General features: G+C 32.8%; 11 protein-coding genes. 3 read left to right on the top strand and 8 right to left on the bottom strand.

Annotated elements, in window-relative coordinates:
- Positions 1–29 precede the first annotated feature (29 nt).
- The 3 genes from NZD85_RS11940 to smpB all read right to left on the bottom strand — a co-directional run bounded on the left by NZD85_RS11940 (position 30) and on the right by smpB (position 4,796).
- The gene (locus tag NZD85_RS11940; RefSeq protein WP_260541973.1) at positions 30–2,567 is read right to left on the bottom strand and encodes an FtsK/SpoIIIE family DNA translocase; all 2,538 of its coding nucleotides are present in this window, start codon (positions 2,565–2,567) and stop codon (positions 30–32) included.
- Positions 2,568–2,774: 207 nt separating this feature from the next.
- The gene (locus NZD85_RS11935; protein WP_171621840.1) at positions 2,775–4,277 is read right to left on the bottom strand and encodes an OmpA family protein; all 1,503 of its coding nucleotides are present in this window, start codon (positions 4,275–4,277) and stop codon (positions 2,775–2,777) included.
- 66 nt (positions 4,278–4,343) lie between these two features.
- Positions 4,344–4,796, bottom strand: a complete 453-nt coding sequence (gene smpB, locus NZD85_RS11930) for an SsrA-binding protein SmpB (protein WP_171621839.1) — start codon at positions 4,794–4,796, stop codon at positions 4,344–4,346.
- A gap of 66 nt (positions 4,797–4,862) precedes the next feature.
- Between smpB and NZD85_RS11925 the strand changes: the two genes are divergently transcribed.
- Positions 4,863–6,485 carry an ABC-F family ATP-binding cassette domain-containing protein gene (locus tag NZD85_RS11925; protein ID WP_188319217.1) on the top strand — a complete coding sequence of 541 codons (1,623 nt, stop codon included), beginning with the start codon at positions 4,863–4,865 and terminating at the stop codon, positions 6,483–6,485.
- Between the two features lie 249 nt (positions 6,486–6,734).
- Here NZD85_RS11925 and gyrB read toward each other — a convergent pair whose 3' ends face one another.
- From gyrB to NZD85_RS11910, 3 genes are all read right to left on the bottom strand, one after another.
- Positions 6,735–8,678, bottom strand: coding sequence for a DNA topoisomerase (ATP-hydrolyzing) subunit B (gene gyrB, locus NZD85_RS11920; RefSeq protein ID WP_260541967.1), 1,944 nt, complete (start codon positions 8,676–8,678; stop codon positions 6,735–6,737).
- 193 nt (positions 8,679–8,871) lie between these two features.
- Positions 8,872–9,501, bottom strand: coding sequence for a 16S rRNA (guanine(527)-N(7))-methyltransferase RsmG (gene rsmG, locus NZD85_RS11915; protein WP_260541966.1), 630 nt, complete (start codon positions 9,499–9,501; stop codon positions 8,872–8,874).
- Between the two features lie 3 nt (positions 9,502–9,504).
- Positions 9,505–9,951, bottom strand: coding sequence for a GAF domain-containing protein (locus NZD85_RS11910; protein WP_225539731.1), 447 nt, complete (start codon positions 9,949–9,951; stop codon positions 9,505–9,507).
- Positions 9,952–10,049: 98 nt separating this feature from the next.
- Here NZD85_RS11910 and xrtF point away from each other — a divergent pair, with 98 nt between their 5' ends.
- Together xrtF and NZD85_RS11900 are read left to right on the top strand one after the other, a co-directional pair.
- Positions 10,050–10,592, top strand: coding sequence for an exosortase family protein XrtF (gene xrtF / locus NZD85_RS11905; protein ID WP_225539730.1), 543 nt, complete (start codon positions 10,050–10,052; stop codon positions 10,590–10,592).
- Positions 10,582–11,028 carry an exosortase F system-associated membrane protein gene (locus tag NZD85_RS11900; RefSeq protein WP_260541964.1) on the top strand — a complete coding sequence of 149 codons (447 nt, stop codon included), beginning with the start codon at positions 10,582–10,584 and terminating at the stop codon, positions 11,026–11,028. The genes xrtF and NZD85_RS11900 overlap by 11 nt, the downstream gene beginning before the upstream one ends.
- A 33-nt stretch (positions 11,029–11,061) precedes the next feature.
- Here NZD85_RS11900 and NZD85_RS11895 read toward each other — a convergent pair whose 3' ends face one another.
- Together NZD85_RS11895 and rlmB are read right to left on the bottom strand one after the other, a co-directional pair.
- Entirely contained in the window at positions 11,062–11,379 is a 318-nt protein-coding gene (locus tag NZD85_RS11895; protein ID WP_260541963.1) for a hypothetical protein, read from the bottom strand.
- A gap of 15 nt (positions 11,380–11,394) precedes the next feature.
- Positions 11,395–12,144, bottom strand: a complete 750-nt coding sequence (gene rlmB, locus NZD85_RS11890; RefSeq protein ID WP_171621831.1) for a 23S rRNA (guanosine(2251)-2'-O)-methyltransferase RlmB — start codon at positions 12,142–12,144, stop codon at positions 11,395–11,397.
- Positions 12,145–12,349: the final 205 nt, after the last annotated feature.

Below are 12,349 nucleotides of genomic sequence, written 5' to 3'. Positions count from 1 at the left end.
TTTAAATTTCTATCTGTTTTTAATAAATTTTAGTTCAAATTATTCAACAACTGTTCCAAACTCATGTCATCTTGTATCAATACTTGACGTGCTTTGCTTCCTTCAAAAGGTCCAACAATTCCAGCGGCTTCTAATTGATCAATTAATCGTCCTGCTCGGTTATATCCTAATTTTAATTTTCGTTGTAATAAAGATGCAGAACCTTGTTGATTCATTACAATCAATCGTGCAGCATCTTCAAATAACACATCACGATCAGATAAATCAATATCTAAATTAGAACCTCCATCTTCGCCAACATATTCTGGTAAATGTAAAGCATCTGGATAGCCTCGTTGTTCTCCAATAAACTCGGTGATTTTATCAACTTCTGGTGTATCCACAAAAGCACATTGTAGTCGCACTAAATCATTTCCAGTCGTAAATAGCATATCTCCTTTTCCAATTAATTGATCAGCTCCAGGTGAATCTAAAATTGTTCTCGAATCTATTTTAGATGTTACACGAAACGCTACACGAGCTGGAAAGTTAGCTTTAATTGTACCTGTAATAACATTTACTGAAGGTCGTTGTGTAGCAACAATCAAGTGAATTCCAACAGCACGAGCCAGCTGAGCTAAACGAGCAATAGGTAGTTCTACTTCTTTACCAGCTGTCATAATCAAATCTGCAAACTCATCTACGATTAAAACGATATATGGTAAAAATCGATGTCCAGCTTCTGGGTTTAATTTACGTTCTTTAAACTTCGCATTGTATTCTTTCAAATTACGAACGAAAGCATTCTTAAGTAATTCGTAGCGATCATCCATTTCTATACAAAGCGAATTCAGTGTATTGATTACTTTCGTATTATCTGTGATAATTGCTTCTTCTGCATCAGGTAATTTAGCTAAGTAATGACGTTCTATTTTCGAGTAAAGTGTCAACTCTACTTTCTTTGGATCGACCATTACAAATTTCAATTCTGATGGATGTTTTTTGTACAACAACGATGCAATAATTGCATTCAGTCCTACCGATTTTCCTTGTCCAGTTGCTCCCGCCATTAACAAGTGAGGCATTTTAGCTAAATCAGCAACAAACGTTTCATTCGTAATTGTTTTACCAAAAGCAATAGGTAATTCCATATCAGAATTCTGAAATTTTTGAGAAGCTATTACAGAATGCATCGAAACCATAGATGGATTAGAGTTCGGAACTTCGATACCAATGGTTCCTTTTCCTGGAATTGGTGCAATAATACGAATACCAAGTGCAGCTAAACTTAATGCTATATCATCTTCAAGATTCTTAATTTTAGAAATACGAACTCCTGCTTGCGGCACAATCTCGTAAAGTGTTACAGTTGGACCTATCGTTGCCGTAATTTGTGAAATACCGATTCCGTAGTTACCTAAAGTTTCGATAATTTTATTTTTATTGGATTCTAATTCTTTTTGATCGATTAATGTATTTCCTGAATCATATTTTTTCAATAATGAAATCGGTGGAAATTGAAAATTTGGTAAATCTAAACGTTGGTTATATTCGCCTTGTTCTTGAACCAATCGTGCAGAAGTAGCTTCAAATTCTTCTTCTTCGTCAATTTTTTGAACTTTCAATTCTAAATCATTAGAACCTTCTTGTTTAGAACTTGTAACTGAATTTTCTGTTATTGGTTCAACTTCAATTTCACTATTTTCTTCTATCTCATCAACCACCAATTCGGTTATATTAACAGGACTTTCTTCAATTTGCTCTTCCTCCTGTGGTTGATTTATAGTAAACTCTTGCGAAAAAGATTCATTTGGACTAACTGTATGTGATTTGATTGCTTCTTTTTCAAAATTCTCGACCAATTTCAACTCTTCAATCGATTCATTTTCTTGTTGTTTTTCAACTTCTTGATTGAATTTATTAATTTTTTCCTGCTCTTCTTCTTCTTTACGTTTTCTTAATTCGAGTTGCTCCTTTTTAATTTTTTCTTGTTCTTTTTCAATGCGATCAAGTTCTTTTTGTTTCGCGCGTTCCTCCATTTTTTGTTGGATAGATTGATATGTCATTCTAAAATGAATCACACAATAAATCAATAAACTAACAAATAACAATAAAACAACACCCAACTTACCGATGAAACTATTTAAAAAATCATTGACTTCAAACCCCATTACACCTGAAAGCATATGTTGTTGTGGAAGAATACATCCGAAGAAGATCGGTAGCCAAATCATAAAAAATATACTTTGATAAAGTGTTTTAAATGGTTTAATTTTTTTCCAGTTCGTAGCCACTTTTATTCCTAACAACATAAAGAAAATTGGGATAAAAAAAGACACAATACCAATGCCTTGTAAGATGAAAGTTTCTCCCAATAAAGCGCCGAACTTACCAAAAATATTTTCAGCAGTTTCACTTTTATCCAATAAATCGGAGATTTGACTCTGATCGATTAAACCATTAAAAAAATAAGATAAAAACGAAACAAACAACAATAATCCAAGTACTAAAAATATAATACCTACAATTGTTTTAATAATTTGTTTCTTAGAAGTTTTAGGTGTTTCTTGAGTATTTTTTATAGCCATTTTAAGGTTGAGTATAATTGAAGCAAAAGTAATAAATCTTTGAAAGACTAATCTAACGAAAAGTATTTTAATTTACTAAAAATCATTGCCAATTTTAAACATCAAGCTTATATTTTTTATATAAAATAATTTACTAATTCTGATAGAATATAAATAAAAAGCCACCTCAAATGAGGTGGCTTTCATTATTGTAAGCTTTTTAAAGAATTATTTTTTCTTTTTTGTAGCTGGTTTTACAACTTTAGTTTCAGTAACTGTAGCGTTTTTAGGTAAAACTTCAACGCGTCTGTTTCTTTGGTAACATTCTTCTGTTTCCTCAGTACATAATAATTGAGACTCTCCTAATCCACGAGCAGTTAAACGGTTAGCGTCAACTCCACCTCTTTCAGATAAAATCTTAACTAATGCTTTAGCACGTTTTAAAGATAAAGTTTTGTTGTAAGCCGCAGAACCTCTTTGGTCAGCATGTCCATCTAAGTAGAAGCTTTTAGCTTTTAAATCATCAGAATTTAAAATTTGAGCTGCTACACGTACGTCTTCGTAAGAAGAAGGAACAATTTTATCAGAGTTGTACTCGAATAAGATGTTAGATAAACGTTTTGCTACGTGAACTTCTGTCCATGGACATCCGTTATTTTCTTTTGGTCCTTTTTCTGTTGGACAAGCATCATCTTTATCAGGAATACCATCTCCGTCTGTATCAGGACAACCTTGGAATTCAGCTAAACCTGGTTCGTTTGGACAAGCATCATCTTTATCTAAGATTCCATCACCATCTGTATCTGGCCAAGGACATCCGTTATTTTCTACTGGACCAGCAACTTCTGGACAAGCATCATCTTTATCTGGAACTCCGTCACCATCTGTATCTGGACAACCTTGGAATTCAGCTAAACCTGGTTCGTTTGGACAAGCATCATCTTTATCAAAGATTCCGTCTCCATCTGTATCTGGACATCCGTTTGTAGCAGGATCTCCTGTAGCGATACCTGGAGTATCTGGACATGCATCTTCGTCATCAGGAATACCATCATTATCTCTATCTTGTTTTCCGAAACGGAAAGTAACACCTACTGTGTGTTGGAAGAAATCGAAATAATTGTTTCCTCCGTAAGCTGGTAACCAGTTGTAATCAGAAGCAACATTTAAACCAAAATTTTTAGTAAACCAAAAGTTAATTCCAGCTCCTAAAGATGCTACAAAATGATTTTTCTCTAAATCTTCAACTTCAGTTAATTGGTATGTTTCGTTTCCATCTCCATTACCATAATAAGCAGTTAATGGGAATTGTAATCCTGTGTAATCATATCTATGGTAACCAGCACCTACACGGATATATGGGTCAAACCAAGAATCTTCTTTTAAGATATAGCCATTAGCTAATTTATAACGTAAACCTAAACCTGCATTGATGAATAATTCATCTTTAACACGTAATCTGTTGTTGTCAACTTCACCTACAGAAGCAGTTAAATCAACGTCAAAAGATCTGTTTAAGTTACGAATAATAGACAATTTAGATAAAGGAGGAACGATATCCCAGTTATCTGTTTTGAAATACTGGTTGAATGGTCCAGTTATTGAGTTGTGGTCAACTGCGTGAGCACCAACTGTAAGAGCCCAAGGATTCTTAGAATTTTGAGCATCTACAAAAGAATTACCCGCTACGAATAATGCTACTGCAGATAATAATAGATTAAACTTTTTCATTATCAAATATTTAGCGTTTTAAATATATTAAATTTTATGTAATTTTTATACAATTATAAGACAAATTTAAGAATTCTTTATCATTCTATCCAAATCTCTTTTCAAATCTTTTCCTTTTATTGTATTTCTTTTATCAAAAAGTTTCTTCCCTTTTGCTAAATAAATCTTCAATTTTGCCAACCCTTTGTTGTTTATATACAGCGTTGTTGCTACAATTGTCAAACCTGTTTCTTTAGTTTTACGTTCTAATTTTCGCAATTCAGATTTTTGCAATAAAAGTTTTCTGTCTCTTCTTGTCTTATGATTAAAGTATGTTCCCCAATCATATTCATCTATAAACATATTAATGATATAGAGTTCACCATCCTTCATTTGACAAAAACTTTCTGTAATAGAAGCTTTTCCCATTCGGATAGATTTTATTTCAGTCCCAAATAATTGGATGCCGGCATCGTATGAATCTAATAGTTCATATTCAAACCTTGCACGTTTATTCTTTATCGTAACTTCTTTTTGCACTTTATTTTATTCCAATTAAAATTTGTAACTTTGCCGGAAGGTCAAACAAACATCATACCAAAAATTATGTTAAATGTTTCTAATTTATCGCTTCAATTCGGAAAGCGTGTTCTTTTCGACGAAGTTAATATAAAATTTACAAATGGCAACTGTTACGGGATAATTGGTGCCAATGGAGCAGGAAAATCAACTTTTTTAAAAATATTATCTGGTGAAATCGATCCTACTTCTGGACAAGTTAGTTTAGAAAAAGGGAAGCGTATGTCTGTCTTAGAGCAGAATCACTTTAAATACGACGAGTACACAGTATTGGATACTGTTTTACGTGGAAATAAAGTATTATACGATATTAAAGAACGTATGGATGCTTTATATGCAAAAGAAGATTTCTCTGAAGAAGATGGTATCAAAGCAGGAGAATTAGGCGTTGTTTATGAAGAAATGAATGGATGGAATGCTGAATCTGATGCAGCTACATTATTATCTAATGTAGGAATTGATTCTGATATGCATTATACGTTAATGGGAGATTTAGATAATAAAGCGAAAGTTCGTATTTTGATTGCGCAAGCTTTATTTGGAAATCCAGACGTGTTAATCTTAGATGAGCCTACCAACGAATTGGACGTTAATACAATTCAATGGTTAGAGGATTTCTTAGGTAATTTCGAGAATACAGTAATTGTAGTATCACACGACCGTCACTTCTTAGACGCGGTTTGTACACATATCTGTGATTTAGATTTCTCTAAATTAAATCTTTATTCTGGTAACTATACATTCTGGTACGAATCATCTCAATTAGCGGCAAAACAACGTGCTCAACAAAACAAAAAAGCAGAGGAAAAGAAAAAGGAATTACAAGATTTCATTGCTCGTTTCTCATCTAACGTTGCTAAAGCAAAACAAACAACTTCTCGTAAGAAAATGATCGAGAAATTAAATATTGAAGACATCAAACCATCTTCTCGTCGATACCCTGCAATTATTTGGGAACAATCACGCGAAGCTGGAGATCAAATCTTAGAAGTGAACGATTTATCTGCGTCTGTAGATGGAGAAGTTTTATTTAAAGATGCAAACATCAACCTGAAAAAAGGTGATAAAATTGGTGTTTTCTCTCGTAATTCGAAAGCTGTTTCTCAATTCTTCGAAATTCTATCAGGTAAAGTTCAACCAGATTCTGGTGATTTCTCTTGGGGTATTACAACAACACAAGCGTATTTACCATTAGATAATACAGATTTCTTCAAAGAAGATATCAACTTGGTTGATTGGTTACGTCAATATACTGATTCTGATGAAGAACGTCACGAAGAATTTATGCGTGGTTTCTTAGGTAAAATGTTATTCTCTGGAGACGAAGCATTGAAAAAATCTTCTGTTTTATCTGGAGGTGAAAAAATGCGTTGTATGTTCTCTCGCATGATGTTATTACGTGCAAATGTATTATTATTAGACGAACCAACAGGTCACTTAGACTTAGAATCGATTACAGCATTAAATAATTCTTTGGTTAATTTCAAAGGAACAATTTTAATGGGCTCTCATGACCACGAATTGATTCAAACAACATGTAATCGTATTATCGAGTTGACACCAAACGGAATCATCGATCGTTATATGACATATGATGAATTCTTAGACGATCCTAAGGTAAAAGAATTAAAAGCAAAATATTACGCTTAAGATTTCTTACACAATATTTCTCAAATCCAGAAGGTTCTACTTTCTGGATTTTTTTTATTCTTATTCAATTGATTTTACAATTTATAATTCAATAGAACAACCTTTTCAGTACCTATTATTTATTCATAGATAATATGAACTATACAATTCCTTGCTATACATTCATTAAATTTTCTAAATAAATTATTAACAAAAAAAATCCAGCCTTAAAAAAAGCTGGATTTATTTTTTGTATTATTTTAAAACTGATTAAACATCAATTTTTGCGTAGTGTGCATTTTTCTCGATAAACTCACGACGAGGTGGTACATCATCACCCATCAACATAGAGAATACACGATCTGCTTCTGTCGCATTATCAATTGTTACTTTACGTAACGTTCTATGTTCTGGATTAAGAGTCGTTTCCCATAATTGCTCGGCATTCATTTCCCCAAGACCTTTGTATCGTTGAATCGTTACACCTTTTCCTGAACCATCTGTAGAGAATTCAGCCGTTAAACGTTCACGATCTTTTTCGTCCCAAGCATATTCTGCTTTAGCTCCTTTTTTAATTAAATATAAAGGTGGTGTTGCAATATAAATATGTCCGTTTTCAATTAATTCTTTCATGTAACGGAAGAAGAAAGTCAAAATTAATGTCGCGATGTGAGAACCGTCGACATCGGCATCGGTCATAATTACTACTTTATGGTAACGTAGTTTTGCAATATTAAGTGCTTTCGAATCTTCTTCAGTTCCGATTGTTACCCCTAAAGCTGTATAAATATTTTTGATTTCTTCGTTATCTAAAACTTTATGCGCCATCGCTTTTTCAACATTTAAGATCTTACCACGTAATGGTAAAATTGCTTGAAAATGACGATCACGTCCTTGTTTTGCCGTTCCTCCGGCAGAATCACCCTCGACTAAGAATAATTCCGATTCTTCTGGTTTACGAGAAGAACAGTCTGCTAACTTCCCTGGTAATCCGCTTCCTCCCATAGGATTCTTACGTTGTACCATTTCACGAGCTTTCTTAGCTGCTTGGCGCGCTTTTGCTGCTAAAATTACTTTATCAACAATTATTTTCGCTTCAGCTGGATTTTCTTCTAAGAAATTTGTTAACATTTCTGCAACGATTTTATCAACCGCAGGAGAAACTTCAGAGTTTCCTAATTTCGTTTTAGTTTGACCTTCGAACTGAGGTTCCATAACTTTCACCGAAATTACAGCTGTTAATCCTTCACGGAAATCATCACCTACAATCTCAACTTTTTCTTTTGCAAGATTAAAGTTTTCTTCAGCGTATTTTTTCAGCGTACGCGTCAATGCACGGCGGAAACCAGACAAGTGCGTTCCTCCTTCGTGTGTATTAATATTATTTACATACGAATGTACATTTTCGTTATATGACGTATTGTATCGCATTGCAACCTCAACAGGAATTCCATCACGCTCACCTTCCATAAAGATGACTTTATCCATGATAGATTCTCTGTTTCCATCAACAAATTCAACAAATTCTTTTAATCCTTCTTCTGAATGAAAAGTTTTTGAGAAAGGATTTCCTTCTTCATCTTTTTGACGTTCGTCAACTAATACAATATTAATTCCTTTATTCAAGAAAGCTAACTCACGTAAACGATTTGCTAAAGTAGCATAGTTATACTCTCTAATCTCTTGGAAAATTGTATCATCTGGAGTAAAAGTAACAGTCGTACCGCTTTTATCAGTTGTTCCGACTTCTTTTACATCATACAAAGGCTTACCTTTCGAATATTCTTGAATATATTGTTTCCCGTTCTTAAAAACTTCTGCCGATAAATGGTTAGAAAGTGCATTAACACACGAAACTCCAACACCGTGCAAACCTCCAGAAACTTTATATGTATCTTTATCAAACTTACCTCCTGCACCAATCTTTGTCATTACAACTTCTAATGCAGATTTTCCTTCTTTTTTATGTAAGTCGACTGGAATACCACGTCCGTTATCTTCGACACGAATCGAGTTTCCCTCTAAAATTGTTACCTTGATTGTATCACAGTATCCTGCTAAAGCTTCATCAATAGAGTTATCAACAACCTCGTAAACTAAGTGGTGTAATCCTCTAACTCCGACGTCACCAATGTACATCGATGGACGAAGACGTACGTGCTCCATTCCTTCTAACGCTTGGATATTATCCGCCGTATATGTGTTATTACTCATAATATGTCTCTAACTTTTTAAAACAAACAAATATAGTGAATTTTGACGAGAAAACCTCTTAAAAAGAACTTAAAGTATTGGATAAAATAACGATTTTATGCACTTTTTTCTTAAAATCTAATAATTGAACTCATAAAAAAACCAAAATCATTTTTAATCTGATTTCGGTTAATTATTTATTAAATACTTAAAATTAAATATCTTTCTTTTCTAAGTAAACTACTTTTTTTGTTTCGAAAAACTCTTCTTCAAAAAAGTTTTGAATATCAAACAGTACAGCATTAGGAAAATCTGCTAATTCTTCTGTTAAATCGCCTCCTTTTAAATATAACAAGCCATTTGGAAAAGGATTAATCGCTTCTTTCTTGAATTTACCACGAATCCATTCTGCAAATCTTGGCATTGCTGTAACCGCACGTGAAACTACGAAATCGTACTTTTCTGTTAATTCTTCGGCGCGTTTTTGTTCTGCTTTTACATTCGTTAATCCTAAACCCTTTGCTACTCCTTGTACCACTTTGATTTTTTTACCAATCGAATCGACTAAATGAAAATTAACATTAGGAAATAAAATAGCCAACGGAATCCCCGGCAAACCTCCTCCTGTTCCTACATCCAACACATCAGAACCATCTGCAAATTCCATCACTTTGGCAATTGCTAAAGAATGTAGAATATGATTGGTGTAAATTTCGTCGATATCCTTGCGAGAAACCACGTTTATTTGATCATTCCATTCTTTGTACAAATCTCCCACTTTTGAAAATTGCTCGATTTGCTTTTCTGTCAAATCTGGAAAATAGTTTAAAATAAGTTCTACCATCGATTAAATAATTTCTGAAACACGATTACAAACATAATCTAACAACTTGATATCTTCTTCCGTAAAAGGATCTATTGTATGCGAATCGATATCAATTTGCCCAATATTTACACCATTTTTGAAGATTGGGATTACTATTTCGGCTTTTGTTTCGATAGAACATGCCAAATAATTATCTTGTGCATACACATCTGGAACAACAAATGTTTGATTCGATTCAGCTACTTGACCACAAATTCCTTTTCCGTAAGGTATAATTGTATGATCCGTTGCTGCACCAACATAAGGCCCAAGTTTCAACTCGTTCTTATCTCCATTTTTGAAGTAAAACCCAACCCAATTGTAATAGTCTACTTCATCACTCAACAATTGACAAATCTTTTGTAACTTATCTTCTGTCGAAATTGCGCTATCAAAAATGACATCTACGCGTTTATGTAAATTTTGCATTTATTTAAAAATCTTGTGAAGCAAATTTATTGATTAATCATTACTTAATCAAAAGATGATGATTTTCATTTATATTTGTTTGAAATTATTTAACCTTAATGAAAGAATTTAAACCATTGTTGTTATTCCTTGCACGATTTTTAGGAACCTACATTATTCTAAGCATTGCGTACAAACTATATTTGGATCAATATTTACCACACAATATACCAGATCCATTTACAAAATTCACTTCAGATATCACCGCTTTTTTCTTAAATAAGTTTGGTTTCTTTTCTTTCTCAAACATCGCAGAAAATCAACCTTGGATGCGCTTGATTGTTGATGGACAAGTCGCCTCAATTGTTAATGAAGGGTGCAATGCAATTTCAATTTTGATTATTTTCGTCTCATTTATCGTTGCTTTTTATACCAATTTAAAACAAACAATTTTATTTATTTTAGCTGGATTAGTCATATTATTTGTGATGAATATTTCGAGAATTATGTTACTCAACTATATATTTAGATACCACAACGAATACGGAAAAATGGCGCATGACTATTTATTTCCTGCTATAATTTATGGATCTATTGTTGTTCTTTGGATTGTTTGGATTAAATTTTTCGTTACAAAATACAATAAACAACATGCCAAATAAATACTTACGCTACGGAATTGCAGCTTTATTGGTTTTTGGATTAGTATTGGTCAGAAAATTTGAAGATACGTTGTTTTACGATCCTTTTATTCAATACTTTCATCTTGTTGGATATTCTAAGTTTCCTGATTTGGATATGGCTCAACTAAATGCAAGTCTTATGTTTCGTTACCTTATCAATACGTTATTAACAGTATTAATTGTTTGGTTTATTTTCTGGAAAAAGAATTATGTTAAATTCTCTATCATTATTATGATTATTGGATTAATCGTTCTTTTACCAATTTACAATTACCTTATTTCAACACAATTTTCTTCAGGTGAAATGGTTTTCTTTTACGTCAGACGATTTCTCATTCAACCCATGTTTTTATTGATTTTGATTCCTTGTTTTTATTACCAAGAAATACAATATAAAAAAGCGGTCGAAAATTAATTTTCGACCGCTTTTTTATGTTGTAAATTAGAATTATAGTAATCCCGATTCTTCTTTTTCTTGTTGAGCATCTAATTTAGCTTGCTCTTTTGCAACTTCTTCTTGCGCTTTTTGTTCTGCAACTTTACGTTTTTCTTCCTCTGCGATTTTAGCATTTGCTTTATTCACAGATTTATATTTGTACAACCATCCCAAAAAACCTCCAAGAATAAATCCAATTCCAGCACCTCCTGTTATTCCAACCAGAAATTCTTTGTCCGAAAATAATCTCGAAACATCCAAATTTGTAAAGTAGTACATTGCCGCACTCAATGCGATCAATAAAATTCCGATAAGTGTAGAATAGCTCATAAATTATATTTTTCGTTAAAATAAATCTTGTAACATTCTTTGACGAACAGCTTCGTATAAGATTGCACCAGCCGCAACAGAAACATTCAATGATGCTGTTTGTCCAGCCATAGGCAATTTAACAATTTTATCTGAAATTTTCAAAATAGAATCCGAGACTCCATCTTCTTCACTTCCCATTACAACTGCTGCTGGAACGGCAAAATCTGCATCATAAATGTATTCTGCTGATTTTTCTGAAGCACTAAAAATAGTTATTCCTGATGATTGTAAATACTTGATTATATTAACTAAATTTCCTTCTTTACAAACAGGAATATTATATAACGCTCCTGTCGAAGTTTTAACTGCATCTGCATTTACAGAAGCTGAACCTTTTGTTGGAATAATTATCGCATCTACACCAACACATTCCGCTGTACGAGCGATAGCTCCAAAATTACGAACATCAGAAACGCGGTCTAAAATTAAAATAAATGGTGTTTTTCCTTTTTCCCAAATTTGAGGCAATACATTTTCGATTGAATCGAATTCGATTGGAGAAACAAACGCATAAACGCCTTGATGGTTTTTTCCTGTAAAACGATTTAGTTTTTCTACAGGCACATAACTTACAGGAATTTCATACTCAGTCACCAATTTTCTCAATTCTGAAAAAATCTCTCCTTGTAAACCTTTTTGAATAAAAATTTTATCGATTGTTTTACCTGCTTCAATCGCTTCTATTACTGGTCTTAAACCAAAAATTCCTGCTTCGTTTTTCATAACTGCAAAGATAAAAAAATTATACGTAACTATTTACCTATCCTTCTCCTCAATTGTTGTAAATAATTTGGAAAGCTCATATATAACATACATCCAATGATAACAAGTGAAATCATTGACATTAAATGTAGCTTGATGTGAATGATTTTTGATACAAAAACGACAACCAAAACAACGTTGAATAACGTTTGAAAATAAAAATGTT

Source organism: Empedobacter stercoris, assembly GCF_025244765.1.
Taxonomy (GTDB): domain Bacteria; phylum Bacteroidota; class Bacteroidia; order Flavobacteriales; family Weeksellaceae; genus Empedobacter; species Empedobacter stercoris.
The sequence above is the reverse complement of the archived record's forward strand: the minus strand, read 5'-3'. Positions and strand labels throughout refer to the sequence as shown.

Coding starts and splice junctions, on each gene's coding strand:
- rlmB (WP_171621831.1), bottom strand. CDS start 12,144: ATGAAAAACGAAGCAGGAATTTTTGGTTTAAGACCAGTAATAGAAGCG.
- NZD85_RS11925 (WP_188319217.1), top strand. CDS start 4,863: ATGTTAAATGTTTCTAATTTATCGCTTCAATTCGGAAAGCGTGTTCTT.
- xrtF (WP_225539730.1), top strand. CDS start 10,050: ATGAAAGAATTTAAACCATTGTTGTTATTCCTTGCACGATTTTTAGGA.
- NZD85_RS11895 (WP_260541963.1), bottom strand. CDS start 11,379: ATGAGCTATTCTACACTTATCGGAATTTTATTGATCGCATTGAGTGCG.
- gyrB (WP_260541967.1), bottom strand. CDS start 8,678: ATGAGTAATAACACATATACGGCGGATAATATCCAAGCGTTAGAAGGA.
- NZD85_RS11900 (WP_260541964.1), top strand. CDS start 10,582: ATGCCAAATAAATACTTACGCTACGGAATTGCAGCTTTATTGGTTTTT.
- NZD85_RS11940 (WP_260541973.1), bottom strand. CDS start 2,567: ATGGCTATAAAAAATACTCAAGAAACACCTAAAACTTCTAAGAAACAA.
- NZD85_RS11910 (WP_225539731.1), bottom strand. CDS start 9,951: ATGCAAAATTTACATAAACGCGTAGATGTCATTTTTGATAGCGCAATT.
- rsmG (WP_260541966.1), bottom strand. CDS start 9,501: ATGGTAGAACTTATTTTAAACTATTTTCCAGATTTGACAGAAAAGCAA.
- NZD85_RS11935 (WP_171621840.1), bottom strand. CDS start 4,277: ATGAAAAAGTTTAATCTATTATTATCTGCAGTAGCATTATTCGTAGCG.